General features: G+C 72.4%; 17 protein-coding genes. 7 read left to right on the forward strand and 10 right to left on the reverse strand.

Translation table 11 applies throughout. The annotated features are described in order from the left end of the window. Positions 1-146 precede the first annotated feature (146 nt). From GQR16_RS17235 to GQR16_RS17245, 3 genes are all read left to right on the forward strand, one after another. Positions 147-533, forward strand: coding sequence for a hypothetical protein (locus GQR16_RS17235; RefSeq protein WP_157416403.1), 387 nt, complete (start codon positions 147-149; stop codon positions 531-533). Between the two features lie 92 nt (positions 534-625). Beyond that, positions 626-2,218 carry an AMP-binding protein gene (locus tag GQR16_RS17240; RefSeq protein ID WP_157416404.1) on the forward strand — a complete coding sequence of 531 codons (1,593 nt, stop codon included), beginning with the start codon at positions 626-628 and terminating at the stop codon, positions 2,216-2,218. 114 nt (positions 2,219-2,332) lie between these two features. Further along, positions 2,333-3,352 carry a DUF389 domain-containing protein gene (locus GQR16_RS17245; RefSeq protein WP_211373566.1) on the forward strand — a complete coding sequence of 340 codons (1,020 nt, stop codon included), beginning with the start codon at positions 2,333-2,335 and terminating at the stop codon, positions 3,350-3,352. A gap of 17 nt (positions 3,353-3,369) precedes the next feature. On the opposite strand, the gene GQR16_RS17250 is transcribed toward GQR16_RS17245, so the two are convergent. Then, complete coding sequence (locus GQR16_RS17250; protein ID WP_157416405.1) at positions 3,370-3,903, reverse strand: adenine phosphoribosyltransferase; 534 nt, start codon at positions 3,901-3,903, stop codon at positions 3,370-3,372. A 93-nt stretch (positions 3,904-3,996) separates the two neighbouring features. Between GQR16_RS17250 and GQR16_RS17255 the strand changes: the two genes are divergently transcribed. Next, complete coding sequence (locus GQR16_RS17255; protein WP_157416406.1) at positions 3,997-4,458, forward strand: DUF3817 domain-containing protein; 462 nt, start codon at positions 3,997-3,999, stop codon at positions 4,456-4,458. A 105-nt stretch (positions 4,459-4,563) separates the two neighbouring features. Here the strand turns inward: GQR16_RS17255 and GQR16_RS17260 are convergent, their stop codons facing one another. After that, positions 4,564-5,763, reverse strand: a complete 1,200-nt coding sequence (locus tag GQR16_RS17260; RefSeq protein WP_157416407.1) for an MFS transporter — start codon at positions 5,761-5,763, stop codon at positions 4,564-4,566. A 278-nt stretch (positions 5,764-6,041) separates the two neighbouring features. Here GQR16_RS17260 and purL point away from each other — a divergent pair, with 278 nt between their 5' ends. Genes purL through GQR16_RS17280 form a run of 3 tightly spaced genes read left to right on the forward strand, consistent with a single transcriptional unit; the run spans position 6,042 to position 9,632 of the window. Beyond that, positions 6,042-8,375, forward strand: a complete 2,334-nt coding sequence (purL, locus tag GQR16_RS17265; protein ID WP_425482627.1) for a phosphoribosylformylglycinamidine synthase subunit PurL — start codon at positions 6,042-6,044, stop codon at positions 8,373-8,375. A 10-nt stretch (positions 8,376-8,385) separates the two neighbouring features. Then, complete coding sequence (locus GQR16_RS20140) at positions 8,386-9,375, forward strand: GNAT family N-acetyltransferase (RefSeq protein ID WP_343032931.1); 990 nt, start codon at positions 8,386-8,388, stop codon at positions 9,373-9,375. Between the two features lie 8 nt (positions 9,376-9,383). Further along, positions 9,384-9,632, forward strand: coding sequence for a hypothetical protein (locus GQR16_RS17280; RefSeq protein WP_157416408.1), 249 nt, complete (start codon positions 9,384-9,386; stop codon positions 9,630-9,632). Between the two features lie 99 nt (positions 9,633-9,731). Here GQR16_RS17280 and GQR16_RS17285 read toward each other — a convergent pair whose 3' ends face one another. From GQR16_RS17285 to GQR16_RS17320, 8 genes are all read right to left on the reverse strand, one after another. Beyond that, positions 9,732-10,250, reverse strand: coding sequence for a hypothetical protein (locus tag GQR16_RS17285; RefSeq protein ID WP_246200912.1), 519 nt, complete (start codon positions 10,248-10,250; stop codon positions 9,732-9,734). Next, entirely contained in the window at positions 10,247-10,666 is a 420-nt protein-coding gene (locus tag GQR16_RS17290) for a pilus assembly protein CpaE (RefSeq protein ID WP_157416409.1), read from the reverse strand. The genes GQR16_RS17285 and GQR16_RS17290 overlap by 4 nt, the downstream gene beginning before the upstream one ends. 127 nt (positions 10,667-10,793) lie before the next feature. Then, positions 10,794-11,954, reverse strand: a complete 1,161-nt coding sequence (locus GQR16_RS17295; protein ID WP_157416410.1) for an alcohol dehydrogenase catalytic domain-containing protein — start codon at positions 11,952-11,954, stop codon at positions 10,794-10,796. Between the two features lie 267 nt (positions 11,955-12,221). Continuing rightward, complete coding sequence (locus GQR16_RS17300) at positions 12,222-12,479, reverse strand: hypothetical protein (protein WP_157416411.1); 258 nt, start codon at positions 12,477-12,479, stop codon at positions 12,222-12,224. Then, entirely contained in the window at positions 12,476-13,396 is a 921-nt protein-coding gene (locus GQR16_RS17305) for an SDR family NAD(P)-dependent oxidoreductase (protein ID WP_157416412.1), read from the reverse strand. The genes GQR16_RS17300 and GQR16_RS17305 overlap by 4 nt, the downstream gene beginning before the upstream one ends. Next, positions 13,393-13,716, reverse strand: coding sequence for a chorismate mutase (locus tag GQR16_RS17310; RefSeq protein WP_157416413.1), 324 nt, complete (start codon positions 13,714-13,716; stop codon positions 13,393-13,395). Before GQR16_RS17310 ends, GQR16_RS17305 begins: the two co-directional genes overlap by 4 nt. A 9-nt stretch (positions 13,717-13,725) precedes the next feature. Further along, a complete protein-coding gene (locus GQR16_RS17315; protein WP_157416414.1) occupies positions 13,726-15,051 on the reverse strand; it encodes an FtsX-like permease family protein in 1,326 nt (441 codons plus the stop codon). Then, positions 15,048-15,842 carry an ABC transporter ATP-binding protein gene (locus GQR16_RS17320; protein ID WP_157416415.1) on the reverse strand — a complete coding sequence of 265 codons (795 nt, stop codon included), beginning with the start codon at positions 15,840-15,842 and terminating at the stop codon, positions 15,048-15,050. Before GQR16_RS17320 ends, GQR16_RS17315 begins: the two co-directional genes overlap by 4 nt. Between the last annotated feature and the right edge of the window lie 73 nt (positions 15,843-15,915).

Here is a 15,915-nt window from a genome sequence, read left to right on the forward strand (position 1 = left end):
GCGACGGTCGCCCATTCGCGTCTCCGCCCTTCGGCGGCACGCACTCTCGGCCGATTCATTGGCGCATGAGGGGTTCCGCATAGCGGCTCGGGGTCGACTGGAGGCCAGCGCGGGGAACCGCCCCGCTCCCGCCTCCGGAGGAGCCCATGACCGCCACGTACCCCACGCCGCGCGCCGACGGAGCGGCGGCACCGACCGGTGCGACACCGGCATCCGCTCCCGCGATCGGTGCGACGCCGGCAGCGAAGACCCCGTGGTACCGCCGCGTGTGGGTGCTCGTCTCGGGCGGCGTGCTGCTGGTGCTGCTCTCGTTCACGGGCGGGTTCGCCGCCGGATCGGCGAGCTCGCTGCTGAACGGCATGCTCGGGGTGCCGTCGGGCGGCGACTTCCAGGGCGGACCCGGCCAGTTCCCCGGCGGCGACGGCGAGATGCCCGAACCTCCGAACGGCGGCGGCCCGTGGCAGGGCGGGCAGCCCGGCGACCAGGGCACGCAGGGCGACGACACGGGAACCTCCGACGGCACCAACTCCTGACCTCGACGGATGCGGCCGACCGCGGCATCCGCCCTTCCCTCGATCGTTTCGATGACGGATGATGGCTGCACCCGTTGATCGAAGGAGATCCGATGGCCGGCAGCCCGCGCCCCGACACGACCGTTCCCGAACTGTCCGTCTACGACTACCTGTTCGGGAGCCTGGCCGAGGCCGACCTCGACGCCGTCGCGATCGTCGACGGCACCAGCGGGGCCACGACGACCTACCGCCAGCTGGTCGGCCAGATCCAGCTGCTCGCCGGAGCGCTGGCCGCGCGCGGCGTCGGCGTGGGCGACGTGGTGGCGGTGCTCTGCCCGAACGTCCCCGCCTTCGCGACGGTGTTCCACGGCATCCTGCGGTCGGGGGCCACGGCGACGACCGTGAACTCGCTCTACACGCCCGACGAGATCGCGAACCAGCTGACGGATGCCGGTGCCACCTGGTTCTTCACGGTGTCGCCGCTGCTCCCCCAGGCGAAGGCCGCCGCCGAACGGGTCGGCATCGCCGACGACCACCTCGTCGTGCTCGACGGCGCCGAGGGGTACCCGTCCCTGCGCGACCTGCTGTCGGAGGGGCACGCAGCACCCGAGGCCTCCTTCGACCCGGCCGAGCACCTCGCCGTGCTGCCGTACTCGTCGGGCACCACCGGTCGTCCGAAGGGCGTCATGCTCACGCACCGCAACCTCGTGGCCAACGTCGCCCAGAACGTCGAGTCGATCGGCCTCGAGTCGTCGGACCGCGTGCTCGCGGTGCTGCCGTTCTTCCACATCTACGGCATGACCGTGCTGCTGAACTACGCGCTGAAGTGCCGCGCGAGCCTCGTCACGATGCCGAAGTTCGACCTCGTCGAGTTCCTGCGGGTCATCGGCGAGTACCGGGCGACGTGGGTGTTCATCGCGCCGCCGATCGCCGTCGCGCTCGCGAAGCACCCGCTCGTCGCCGAGGCCGACCTCTCGAGCGTCAAGGTCGTCTTCTCGGGTGCGGCGCCGCTCGACGGGGCGCTCGCCGAACTCGTCGCCGAACGCCTCGACTGCATCGTCTGCCAGGGCTACGGCATGACCGAGACGAGCCCGGTGACCCACGTCATCCCGCTCGACCGGCCCGATCTCGATCGCTCGAGCATCGGCCACCTGCTGCCGAGCACCGAGGCGCGGGTCGTCGACGTCGAGTCCGGCGCCGACGTCGACGTGCCGGCCGACGGCCCGAGCGAGCCGGGCGAGCTGTGGATCCGCGGCCCGCAGGTCATGAAGGGCTACCTGAACAACGCCGAGGCGACGGCCCAGATGCTCGACGCCGACGGATGGCTGCACACGGGCGACATCGCGACCGTCACGGCCGACGGCGTCTACCGCATCGTCGACCGGCTCAAGGAGCTCATCAAGTACAAGGGCTACCAGGTCGCGCCGGCCGTGCTCGAGGCCGTTCTGCTCGGGCATCCGGATGTCGCGGACGCCGCGGTCATCGGCGTGCTCGACGACGACGGGCAGGAGATCCCGAAGGCGTTCGTCGTGGCCCAGGCCGGCGCCGACCTCGACGCCGACGCGGTCATCGCGTACGTGGCCGAGCACGTCGCGCCGCACGAGAAGGTGCGCGCGGTCGAGTTCATCGACGTGGTGCCGAAGTCGAGCTCGGGCAAGATCCTGCGCAAGGACCTGCGGGCGCGGCAGGCGGCTGCACCCGCATGAGCGGCGTCGGCGCCGCCCGCCTGCCTCGGCGTGTCTACGGAGGCTGCCACAGGCCCGCGTCCGCACGCGGATAGGCTCGGCGAGCACCCATCGACGCGACGATCGGCGGACCGGATGACCGACGCAGCCCCTCTGAAGCCCAAGCCCCAGCTGAACGACATCGTGTACATGCGCGACGCCGTGCTGTTCGAGGGCCCCCAGGCGCCGCACAAGATCAGTCGATTCTGGATCCTGCTGATCCTCGCGTCGATCATCGCCGCCGCCGGCGTGGTCGCCGATTCGACCGCCACCGTCATCGGCGCGATGATCGTGGCGCCGCTCATGCTGCCCATCCAGGGCACGATGCTCGCGACCGTGCTGGGCGATCGCAGCGGGTTGTTCCGTTCACTGTTCCTGCTCGTCGCCGGTGCGGGCACCGCGATCGGCATCGGCTTCGTCGTCGGCCTGCTCACGGTGACGGATGTCACGGCCGCCACGAACTCGCAGGTCGCCGGTCGGGTCTCCCCGGGCCTCATCGACCTCCTCGCCGCGCTCGCGACCGGCGTCGTCGGATCGATCGCACTTGTGCGCCGCGACATCGCCGACGCACTGCCGGGCGTCGCGATCGCGATCTCGCTCGTGCCCCCGCTGTCGGTCGTCGGGCTGACGCTCGAATCGGGCGTCCCCGACGAGTCGCTCGGCGCGATGCTGCTGTTCCTCACGAACGTCGCCGCGATCATCGGCACGGGCATCGTCGTGATGGCCGTCTACGGTGCGGGTCGACTCGCGACGCCCCCGCGAGACCCCGCGGTGCTCGGCCGGAGTCGCCGCAACACGGCGATCGTGCTCTCGCTCATGGCGATCGTGGTGGTCGTGCCGCTCACCGTCACGACCGTGCAGCGCGTACAGGACTTCACGGACCAGACCACCGTCAACGCCGCGGCCGAGCAGTGGGTCGACGGCACCGGCTGGAGCGTCGTCGGCGTGACCGGCGGCAGCGGCGCCGTCACCGTCGAGCTCGAGGGCAGTGGTGACGACCCCGACCCCTCGACGTTCGCCGACGCCCTGCGAGCGCAGGGCGTCGACCCTGCCGAGGTCGAGGTGAAGTTCGTGCCGACGCACACCGTCGAACTGGGCGTGGGCTCAGGCGAGTAGAACTCCTCGCCGCCGGCTCAGTACTGCAGCAGCGAGAAGATCTCGTAGCGGTCGCCGAGCGCCTCGCGCCCGCCGAGGTCGACGAGCTCGATCGCGACCGCGATGCCGGCCACCTGCCATCCGGCGCGCTCGACGAGCCGTGCGGCCGCCCCGACCGTGCCGCCCGTGGCGAGCACGTCGTCGACGACGAGCACGCGCGTGCCGGGCGGGAGCTCGCCCTCGTGGACCTCGAGCGCAGCGGTGCCGTACTCGAGCGCGTACTCCTCGCGGAGCACCTTGCGCGGCAGCTTGCCCGCCTTGCGCACGGGCAGCACGCCCGCGCCGCTCAGCACCGACGCGGCCCCGGCGAGCAGGAATCCGCGCGCCTCCACGCCGGCGAGCACGTCGAAGCGCCCGGCGAAGGGCTCGGTCAGCGCCTCGGACAGCGCGTGGAAGGCGGGACCGTCGGCGAACACCGGCGTCAGGTCGCGGAAGAGGATGCCCGGTTCGGGGAAGTCGGGAATCGTCGCCAGATGCGATTCGACGAGCGTGCGTACGTCTTGATCGGTCACCGGTCAAGGGTACGCGTTCAATCAATCGTTCGGCTGAGGCATCCGCCCAGGCCCTGATGACACGATGGAAGGACCCCCACCCGAGGAGCCCCCGTGTCACCGAAACGCCTGTACCGAACGTTCGCCGTCGCCGAGGCGATCACCTGGACCCTGCTCATCGCGGGCATGGTGCTGAAGTACGGGTTCGGCGTCGACATCGCCGTGACGATCGGCGGCGGCATCCACGGGTTCGTGTTCCTCGCCTACGCCGTGATCGCCGTCGTGGTCGGCGTCAACCAGCGCTGGAACCTCGGCCGCATCGCCTTCGCGCTGCTGACGGCGATCGTGCCCTACGCGACCGTGCCGTTCGAGCTCTGGCTCGTGCGCCGAGGCCACCTCGAGGGCGACTGGCGTCGGGTGGCGGGCGACCACCCCGCCGACGGCTCGTTCCCGAACCGCGTGCTGCGTCTCGTGCTCGCACGCCCGGTCGTCTCGATCGCCGTGGGCGTCATCGGCGTCGCGGCGGCGTTCACCGTGCTGCTGATGATCGGCCCGACCGGGGGCGGCGCGGCCTGACGTCTCGCCGGTCGAGGAGCGAAGCGTCTCGAAACCAGCGTGACGAGCGTTGGGGGGCGCTGGTCTCGAGACGGCGCTGAAGCGCCTCCTCGACCGGCGGAACGGCTACCGGCCGGCGCGGTTGACGAGCGCCGTCCAGACGAGCGCCGTCGTGGCGCACGCGAACAGCACCACGAGCACCCACGGCAGCGCGGCGAGGCCGATGATGCCGTAGAGCGCCGCGCCGAGCAGGGCTCCACCGCCGATGCCCGTGTTGAACGCGGTCGTGTAGAAGGATGCCGCAGCGTCGCGGATCTTCGCCGAGGCAGAGTGCAGCAGCCGCGTGTTGAGCATCGTCGGCAGCGCGCCGAACGCGGTGCCGAACAGCAGGAACGCGGCGATCGAGACGCCCGGCACCTCGGGGAACGCCGCGAGCCCGGCCGCGCCCAGGGCCGTCGCGACCATCGCGACGACGAGCCCGATGGTCGGACGCCGCCCGAGGACCGCGCCCGCGAGCACGAGGCCGACCGCGCCGGCGATGCCGTAGGCGAGCAGCATGGGGCTGATCGCGCTGGACGGCAGGCCCATGACATCCGTCATGTACGGCGCGATGTACGTGTAGAAGCTGTACATGCCGATCATCGCGGTCGCGGTGATGACGCAGACGACGATCACCGGCAGGAACGTCGGGTCCTTGCGCACCCGAACGGGCGCGGCATCCGCCTCACCGGCGTGGTGCCGGACGGCCGGCAGGAACCGCCACACGAGCAGGGCGCCGAGCAGCGTGAGCGCGCCCATCGCGGCGAACGCGACGCGCCAGCCGAGCGCCTGGCCCAGCGCGGTGCCGAGCGGCACGCCGAGCACGAATGCAGCCGATCCGCCGGCGACCGAGATCGACACGGCGCGGGCGAGCTGCTCCTTCGGCACGAGGTGGCCGGCGTACGCGCCGACGACCGACCAGAACACGCCGTGCGCCGCACCGCCGATCACGCGCGTCACGAGCACCGTCGGGTAGTTCGGAGCGATCGAGGTCAGCACGCAGCTGAGCGCGAGCACGGCGAGCGTGATCACGATGAGCCGGCGGCGCCCGACGCGCTTCGTGAGCGCCGCGAGCGGCACGGTCAGCACGACGACCGTCGCGGCGAACACCGTGACGAGCAGGCCGATGAGCGGCTCCGGAACGTCGAGCTCGCGGCTCATGTCGGGCAGCAGGCCCGTGGGGAGCATCTCGATCGTGACCGAGAGGAAGACGGCCGAGGCGAGCACGATGAGCCCGAGCCACGGGAACGGCGGCGCGGGATGCACCGTAGGAATCGAAGAGGTCATGTGATGTGCCTGAGCGAACGTCGCTCGTGGGGGCGCGGGCGGGGCTCCGCAAGTGCGCGAACCGCCACGAGGAGTGCGCGCCGATGTGCGCGCCCAGGGCCGACGGGATCCGACGACCGCCACCAGTGTACCGAGCGGATGCCGAGGGCGGGCCGAGAGGGCCGTGCACGCGGCATCCGCTCGCCGTTCTCGGGGTATGCGCGGGCAAGTAGACTGAGCGGGTCAGGCATTCGCCCCGCGGCATCCGCATCGCCGCCGTCTTCTGGAGCTCGCCACTCGTGACCATCAACACCCCAGCAAACATCGCCGCCCCGACGACTGCGGTGCTCGACACCGTCGACGTCGCCGCCGCCACTCCCGAGAAGGAGCAGCCGTACGCCGCGCTGGGCCTGAAGCCCGACGAGTACGAGCGCATCCGCAACATCCTCGGCCGGCGCCCGACGAGCGCCGAGCTCGCGATGTACTCGGTCATGTGGAGCGAGCACTGCTCCTACAAGTCCTCGAAGGTGTACCTGCGCCAGTTCGGCAAGAAGGTCACGCCCGACATGAAGAAGCACCTCATGGTCGGCATGGGCGAGAACGCCGGCGTGCTCGACATCGGCGAGGGCTGGGCCGTCACGTTCAAGATCGAGTCGCACAACCACCCCTCCTACATCGAGCCGTTCCAGGGCGCCGCGACCGGCGTCGGCGGCATCGTGCGCGACATCATCTCGATGGGCGCCCGCCCGGTGGCCGTCATGGACGCCCTGCGGTTCGGCGCCATCGACCACCCCGACACCGCGCGCGTCGTGCACGGCGTCGTCTCGGGCATCAGCTTCTACGGCAACTGCCTCGGCCTGCCGAACATCGGCGGCGAGACCTGGTTCGACTCGGTCTACCAGGCCAACCCGCTCGTGAACGCCCTCGCCGTGGGCGTGCTGCGCCACGAAGACCTGCACCTGGCCAACGCCAAGGGCGCGGGCAACAAGGTCGTGCTCTTCGGCGCCCGCACGGGCGGCGACGGCATCGGCGGCGCCTCGATCCTCGCGTCCGACACGTTCGCCGAGGGCGGCCCGACCAAGCGCCCCGCGGTGCAGGTCGGCGACCCGTTCGCCGAGAAGGTGCTCATCGAGTGCTGCCTCGAGCTCTTCCAGGGCGACCTCGTCGAGGGCATCCAAGACCTCGGCGCCGCCGGCATCTCGTGCGCGACCTCCGAGCTCGCCTCGAACGGCGACGGCGGCATGGCGATCGTGCTCGACGACGTGCTGCTGCGCGACCCCACGCTCACGCCCGAAGAGATCCTGATGAGCGAGAGCCAGGAACGCATGATGGCGATCGTCAAGCCCGAGAAGCTCGAGGGCTTCCTCGAGGTCGTCAAGAAGTGGGACGTCGAGACCAGCGTGCTCGGCGAGGTCACCGACACCGGCCGCCTCAGCATCATGTGGCACGGCCAGGAGATCGTGAACGTCGACCCGCGCACCGTCGCCGTCGACGGCCCGGTCTACGAGCGCCCCGTCGCGTACCCCACCTGGATCGACGCGCTGCAGGCCGACACGGCCGCCAAGCTCGACCGTCCGGCGACGCCCGACGAGATCCGCGAGCAGTTCCTGAAGCTCGTCGGCTCGGCCAACCAGGCCGACGCCGCGTGGGTCACGAACCAGTACGACTCCTACGTGCTCGGCAACACGGCGCTCGGCGCCCCCGACGACGCCGGCATGATCCGCGTCGACGAGGAGTCGGGGCTCGGCGTCTCGGTCGCGACCGACGCCAACGGCCGCTACTCGTACCTCGACCCGCGTCAGGGCGCGAAGCTCGCGCTGGCCGAGGCGTTCCGCAACGTCGCCGTCACGGGCGCCAAGCCCATGGGCGTCAGCGACTGCCTGAACTTCGGCTCCCCCGAGAACCCCGAGGTCATGTGGCAGTTCTCCGAGACCGTCGAGGGCCTCTCCGACGGATGCCTCGAGCTCGGCATTCCCGTCACCGGCGGCAACGTCTCGTTCTACAACCAGACCGGTGACGTGCCGATCCACCCGACGCCGGTCATCGCCGTGCTCGGCGTGATCGACGACGTCGCGCGCCGCATCCCCAGCGGATGGCAGGACGACGGCCACAACATCTACCTCCTCGGCGACACCGCGCTCGAGCTCGACGGCTCCGCGTGGGCCGGCACCGTGCACGGCCACCTCGGCGGACGCCCGCCGGCCGTGTCGCTCGAGGGCGAGAAGACGCTCGCCGAGCTGCTCGCCGCAGCGGCGCTCGAGGGTCTCATCGACTCGGCGCACGACCTCAGCGACGGCGGCCTCGCGATCGCCCTCGCCGAGGCGGTGTCGCGCTTCGGCGTCGGCGCTCGCGTGTTCCTCGGCGAGGTCACGGCCGACGCCGGCATCGACCTCGCGACCGCGCTCTTCTCGGAGTCGGCGGGCCGCGTCATCGTCACGGTGCCCCGTGAAGACGACGTGAAGTTCCGCGGCCTCTGCGACGGCCGGGGCTACCCCGTGCGCCGCATCGGCGTGACCGACGCCGCGTCGGGCGCCCTCGAGGTGCAGGACGCCTTCACCGTGTCGATCGACGAGCTGCGGGGTGTCAACCGCGCCCCGCTCGCCGACGCGTTCGGCCCCATCGTCGGATACTGAGCCGACGCGCATGACCACCGGCCGTGGGCGGCAGGCGTACTCCGACGAGTACGCGGCCGCCCACGGCCGTTTCAGCCTGATCCCGGCGGGGTACGTCTTCCTGCTCGACGGGTCGCGCGTGCTGCTGCAGCTGCGCTCGGGCACCGGCTACTACGACGGGTGGTGGGGCGCCTCGGCCGCCGGCCACGTCGATGCGGGCGAGTCGGTCGTGCACGGCACGGTTCGCGAGGCGGCCGAGGAGATCGGCGTCGCCGTCGAGCCCGCCGATCTCGTGCCGCTCACCACCATGCACCGCACCGGCCCGACCTCGGCGACCGTCGAGCAGCGCGTCGACTTCTTCTTCGCCTGCCGCTCGTGGAGCGGCGAGCCCCGACTGCTCGAGACCACCGCATCCGACCTGCGCTGGTTCGACCTCGCCGACCTGCCCGAGCGCGTCGTGCACCACGAGCGGTTCGTGCTCGAGCAACTGCGCGACGGAACGCTCGCGCCGATCACGGCATTCGGGTTCGACCCGGGCAGCGCCCGCGACGCGGCATCCGACGCGGGATCCGTCGCCGGCATCCGAGCGGATGCCGCGCACGACGGCATCTCCTACGGCACCGCGACCCGCGACGACATCCCCGGGCTGATCGCGTTCTGGCAGGTCGCCGGCGAGAACGACGGCCGCCCGATCGACACCCCCGACGCCGTGGCCCGCCAGCTCGAACGCGACCCCGACGCACTCATCGTCGCGCGGGCCGAGGGACGCATCGTCGGCACCGTGATCGCCGGCTACGACGGTTGGCGCGCGCACCTGTACCGGCTCGCCGTGCTGCCGTCGCACCGACGACGCGGCATCGCGCGCGAGCTCATGCGGCGCGCGGAGGCGCGCCTCGCGGCGTTCGGCGTGAGCCGGATCGACGCCATGGTGCTCGAGTACAACGACCTCGGGCAGTCGCTCTGGTCCTCGCTCGGCTACACCCAGCAGTCCGACTGGCGGCGATGGGTGCGGGGCGTCTGATGGGCGGCATGGAGATGATCATCGGCGGCCTCACGGCGCTGTTCGTGCTCGCGCTCGTCGTCGGCATGACCGTGCGCGCGGTACGCGCCGAACGGGGTCAGCGCATGCGCGCGGCCTTCGGCCCGCTCATGGGCTCGCTCGAGATCCACCAGGAGCTGCACACCGGCCAGAAGGGCCTGCAGGACTCGGTCATCGAGTCGATCCAGGCCAGCGAGGTGCGTCCGTCGCGCACCGACGGGGATCCCGAGCGCGACTGACGCTCCCCTGCTTCACGGGCCTCTCCGCGAGTGGGCGAAGTTGGCGGCATCCGCACGCCAAGGTTCGCCGACAGCCCACTCGCGGACTGGCGGGGTGCGTCAGGCGCCCGCAGGCGGGTGCGCGAGCAGCTCGACGCGTTCGGCGAGGTACCGCGCGAGCGGCGCGAGGGCGTCGGGCGAGGTCGGGTTCCAGCGCACGAACACCTCGTCGTCGCGCACGACGAGCGGGCCGGAGGCCGCGTCGCGGGCGAGCACGTCGAAGTCGACCGGGCTCGCATCGAAGGCGACGGTCTCGCCCTCCGGGATGCCGCCCTTCACCGCGGCCGCGCGGAGCGCACGCTGCTCGGCCACCGACTCCGACGTGATGCTCTTGCGGGCAGCACGCTCGGCGCGCACCACGCGCCCGGTGTCCCAGAGGTTGCCGTGCTCATCGACGAGCAGCACGCCGAGCCGCCAGACCCGCCCGACGGGCGTCATGCGCGCGGCGCGGGGGATGCCGAGCACGCGTCGTTCGGGCACGAGTTCGGCGAGCGTCTCCTGCCGCGCTCCGGCGGTCCGCAGCAGCTCTGCGGCGTCGGCCACGAGCGTGCGCGCCTGCGCGACCGCGGCATCCGTCATCGGGACCTGCCGACGAGCTCGCGGACGGCCAGTCCGTACGCCTCGGCCACCTCTGGGTGCTCGAACCGCAGTCGTTCGCCGCCGAGTTCGATCTCGACCTCGAACGCGTCGTCGAGGCGGGTGAGCGAGCGGAACGTCGCGCGCAGCAGCTCGCGAAGCTGGTCTTCGCGGGGCAGCCACACGGCGTCGACGAGCGCGACGGAGTCGAGCGCCCACTCGGTCGTGCCGTTGAACGCGAGCACCGTGCCGGTCGGATGCCGGCGCGCCTCGATCGTCATCTCGCTCACCGTGAAGACGTCGGCCTCGGCCTCGGCCTCGACATCGCTCGGCAGGTCGAGCTGGAACCGGTCGCCCGAGAGCGGGTGCCACACGAGTCCGGCTTCGCGGAGGGCGAGGGCGAGCTCTCGGCTGATCATGTCTCCATCGTGCCCCGAACCGGGCACCGCGTCACGCAACCGGCCTGCGATCGGTGAGGCTCCCGCCGGGTCCGGGGTTCGGGGTCATCCCCCAATGTTCCCTCGAACCGGTCCCCGGCGGGAGCAGCTAGGGGGCGGCCCGCCGCCCGGGGGCGACGCCGACCCTGATGTGTCGACCCGACGCGGCCTCGTCGAGCGCGTGGTCGAGCTTGGCGAGCGCGTGGGTCGACCCGACGAGCTCGTCGAGCGGCAGCGTGCGCCAGGCCCGTTCGAGGAAGGCGACCGCGTGCTCGAGGTGGCGGGCGTCGTAGTTGTGCACACCCGTGATGCTCGCGAGCCGCCGCACGAGCGACTCGGGGTCGATGCAGAGTTCGCTGCCGCTCGTGACGCTGCCGACGAGCACGACGACGCCGCCGACGCCCACCTTGGCGACCGCGGTGCGGACACCGGCGGCGGCCCCCGAGGCTTCGATCGCGACGAGCACCTCACGCGTGTCGGTGCCGATCGCGGCGGCCAGCACGGACTCGAGCCGCTCCGATCCGTCGGCCCGGGCGCGCGGGTCGGCGCTCAGGGCGCCGAGTCGACGCGCGAACGCCCGCCGCGAGGCATCCGGCTCGGAGACGATCACGGTCGCGCCGGCCTCGAGCGCGAGGGCCGCGGCGGTGAGCCCGATCATGCCGCCGCCGGTGATGAGCACGAGGGCGCCGTCGAGATCCACACGGGCGGATGCCGCGGCCAGCGCCGCGACCGCGGTCGCCGTCGCGCACGAGGCGGGCGCCGCCACCACCGCGGGCAGCTCCTCGGAGATGCGCACGATCGACGTGCCGGCGCGGAGCTGCACGTGCGTGGCGAATCCGCCGGAGAGCTCCCACCCTCGGTGCACGCGCTCATGGCCGTACTTGGCGAGCGTGCGGCACTTCTGCGTGAGTCCGCGGCGGCACCGGTCGCAGGTGCCGCAGCTCACGGTGACCGACCAGACCACGCGGTCGCCGAGTTCGAGGGGCGTCCCGTCGCTGCGCACGGCTCCGGCGCCGAGCGCGATGACGCGGCCGACCTGCTCGTGTCCGAGCACGAGCGGCGACCTGGCCGGACGGTGCCCGAGCACGGTGTGGATGTCGGATCCGCAGATCGTGGCGAGCTCGACCTCGACGAGCGCCTCGCCGTCGCAGAGGTGCACACCGGGCACGGCGAGGGCGTCCTGCGGGCGCCCCGGCTCGTTCCAGACCATGGCGACGGGCGAGGGCTTCACGATCACGTCGTGCTCGCTCCGGCGGTCGACAGTGTGCATCGCGGCTGCCCGCCTCGCTCTCCTGGGCCGAGCGCCCGGTGCGAGCGCGTGCTGTGCGTTCCGGATTCCCACCGTAGGCAGCCGCCGCCAACGGCATCCGTCGGCATGGTTACCGGCAGGTGAATGAGCTGGGGCCGCTGGGGTTCGTGCGCTCCCGCGCAGACCACGTGCAGATCGTGCGCAGCGCGTGCGCAGCGGGTGTGCAGGTCGGGTGCAGATCGCGCGCGGGACCAGGCGAAGGCGGGCGAGGGTGCGCTGCGCGGCCGCTCAGCGGCGGATGCGGCCAGGGCCGAGCGCTGCGCCGAGCCCGAGCACGATGACGCCGACCACGAGGTAGCCGTACCGAGCCGTGAGCACGCCGGCGAGCATGAGCAGCACGCCGACCACGACGACGATGCGCGAGAGCACACGGCGCACCGACGGTCGGGCGAAGGTGCGGGCGAGCAGGCCCTGCGGCTCGGGCTGCGGCTCGCGCCGCGACCCGGACCCCGGCCCGGGCTCGCGCCGCCGCTCGACCTCGCTCATGCGCCGACCGTGAACTCGCGGCCCGTGGTCTCTTCGGCGAAGGTCCAGAACCGGGCGCCCAGGGCGGGATCGCTCGAGACTCGCGTCGGCTTCTGCAGTGCGGGCGCACCCCGCGTGAGGTACTCGGGGCCCCAGAACTGCCCGCCCGTGACATCCGGTGCCGTCAGGGCGTGCAGTGGCACCTCGGCGCCGCGATGCTTGCCCTGCGCCCAGGCGGACTGCAGTGCGTCGCCGAACCGGTCGCGACGGCTGGGCTCGTTGACGCCGGGCACGGTGGGCGTGCGGCCGCTGACCGAGTAGCCGGGGTGCGCGACGACGCTCGAGACGGCCACGCCCGCGGCACGCAGACGGCGGTCGAGCTCGAAGCCGAGCATCTGCGAGGCGATCTTCGACTGGGCGTAGGCGCGCCAGGAGTCGTAGCCGTGCTCGAGCTGCAGGTCGCTCAGGCGGAAGGTCGAGAGGCGGCTCGACAGCGAACCGAGCAGCACCACGCGCGCGCCGAGCGTGAGATGCGGCACGAGCCGGGCGAGCAGCGTGAAGTGTCCGAGCACGTTCGTGGCGAGTACGAGTTCGTCGCCGTCGACCGAGAGCTCGCGCGTACGCGGCGTGTGCACCATGCCCGCATTGGCGACGATGCCGTCGAACGGCTCGACCTGGAGCAGCGCGTCGGTCGCGCGCAGCACCGAGGCCTGCGACGAGGTGTCGAGCACGATCGCCTCGACGGATGCCGCGGGCCTGGCGCCGCGGATCGCGGACCGTGCGGCGTCGAGCCGTTCGGCGCTGCGCCCGGCGAGCACGACGTGCGCGCCCGCCGCGGCGAGCCGTGCGGCGGTGAAGAACCCGAGTCCCCGGTTCGCGCCGGTGACGAGATAGCGGCGCCCCGCCTGCTGCGGGAGCGCAAGCGGGTACCAGTTCATTCGGGGCGTGTCCCGCCGGCGATCTCCTCGTGGTGCTGGATCACCTCGGCGACGACGAAGTTGAACCACTTCTCGGCGAACGCGGGGTCGAGGTGCGCGTCGACCGCGAGGTCGCGCAGGCGCGCGATCTGGCGCTGCTCGCGGCCCGGGTCGCTCGGCGGCAGGCCGTGCTCGGCCTTGAGGCGCCCGACCTTCTGCGTGAACTTGAACCGTTCGGCGAGCAGGTGGATGAGGGCCGCGTCGATGTTGTCGATGCTCGAGCGGATGCCGAGCAGCTCGGTCATCGCGGCATCCCGTTCGTCGGTAGGGCCCTCAGTCATGCTTCGACCCTACCCGGCGGCCGCCCGGTCGAGCACGGGTCGCGTCACGACGAGTCCGAGCCAGACGATGCCGATGCCCGCGGCGAGCACGCCCGCGATCACGGCGAGCGAGAGCGGCGCGACGATGAGCGTGATGCCCGTGAGCGGCAGCATCACGATCGCCGCGATGACGGCCGATCCGACGGCCGTGACGCGCAGTGGGGACATGACCGCGCGGCGCCTCGCGGCCTCCATCGTGGCGACCGGCATGCCGAGCATGTCGAGGCTGCGGTAGAGGTCGGCACGATCCAGGATCGCGGCGGCCTGTCCGACGCCGACCGAGCACGCGACCATGAGGAACGAACCCACGACGGTGATCAGGATGCCGGTGCGCACGTCGGCGAGGAGCATGGCCGACTCCGGGTCGCCGTTGCCCCCGTCGGCGGCGGCCGCACCGAGCAGGCCGACGCCGACCCCCGCGAAGACGGCCATGAAGCTCGTCATCGCGACGCCGCCGACCTGCCGCCACGCGGCCTTCGGCGACTCGAGCACCGAACGCGCGGCGAGCAGTCGGGCCGGGGTCTTCGCACGGCGCACCTGCGCGCTCGCGATCAGCCGGATCACCCACGGGCCGATGAGGTTCAGCACCGCGAGCGTGCCGCCGAACGCGACGGCGAGCATCGTGATGAGCACGAGCGCGACCTGCGCGACGCCGATCACGCTCATGAGCGCATAGGCGAACGCGACGACGCCGACCCCGGCGACCACGCGAATCCAGTGCAGGCGGGGCGCCTCCTGGCGGGTGCGCACGCCGAGCGGCGAGATGACGACCTGCCGCAGCCCGAGCACCGCGCTCATCGCGGCGAGCGCGGCCACCGCGATCGGGGCCGCCACGAGCACCCACCAGGGCAGCAGCACGCCCGCCGCACCGAGCGGTTCGCCGCGGAACGGGATGAGCCCGATCAACGGCACGGCGACGAGGTACGCGAGCACCCCGAGCACCGCCCCGGCGAGCGCGAATGCGGCCGCCTCGATGACGGCGAGCGCGCGCACGACGCCCGGCGTCGCGCCGAGCAGCCGCAGGGTGGCGAGCCGGTCGTCGCGTCGCCGCGCCGAGAGCCGGGCCGCTGCCCCGCCCAACGAGACGAGCGGCACGACGAGCAGCACGAGCGCGATGACGGCGAGCGACTGGTACAGCATCGACGTGTCGTCGGTCCAGGTGAAGAACGTCTGCGCGCCGCCCGCGACCGTGAGCAGCAGCGCGGTGACCACGCCGAAGGCGACGACGGGGAGCACGGATGCCGCGGCGCCGGCCGATCCCGGTCGTGCGAGCAGCCACGCGACCCGGGCGATCATGCGCGCGGCCCCTCGGGCGTACCCGCAGCACCGGCGGAGCCGGCAGCGGCGGCAGCGGCCTGCGCCTCCACTCGGGCCGCGGCGGCGGGGTGCACGCTGCGTGCGCCCTGGCGTTCGCCCACGATGCGCCCGTCGCGCATTACGACGACGCGCGAGCACCTGGCCGCGACATCCGGATCGTGCGTGACGACGACGAGCGTGCGCCCCTGCCCCGTGGTCGAGTGCAGCAGTGCGCCCATCACGTCGGCGCTCGTCTGCGAGTCGAGGGCGCCGGTCGGCTCGTCGGCGAAGACCACGGTCGCACCCGTGACCTGCGCGCGGGCGATGGCGACGCGCTGCGCCTGCCCGCCCGAGAGCTGCCCGATGCGACGCTCCTCGAGCCCGGCGAGGCCCAGGGCGGCGAGCCACCCGCGGGCGTGCTGCTCGGCGGTCGCCCGCGGCATCCCGTTCAGCATGAGTGCGAGCGCGACGTTCTCGACCGCGGTGAGCTCCGGAATCAGGAGCCCCTGCTGGAAGACGAACCCGAACGCCTCCCGGCGCAGTCGGGAACGTTCGCGCTCGCCGAGCTCGGTGACCGGCACCAGCCCGATGCCGGAACGGAAGCCGACCGTTCCGGAGTCGGGGCGGGTGATGCCCGCGAGGCAGTGCAGCAGGGTCGTCTTGCCCGACCCCGATGCGCCCATGATGGCGAGCGACTCGCCGGTGCGCACCTGGAGGTCCACGCCAGCCAGCGCGTGCGCGGAACCGAAGGACTTGGTGAGGCCTGCTGCCTCGATCACGAACGAACTCATGCCTCCAGCCTGCTCGGGCGGCCGGCGTGGCGCGTCGGGCTGCAGGCGTATCCGTCGGCCAGCGGCATCCGCC

The sequence above is a fragment of the Agromyces allii genome (assembly GCF_009749385.1).
In the GTDB taxonomy this organism is placed as follows: Bacteria; Actinomycetota; Actinomycetes; order Actinomycetales; family Microbacteriaceae; genus Agromyces; species Agromyces allii.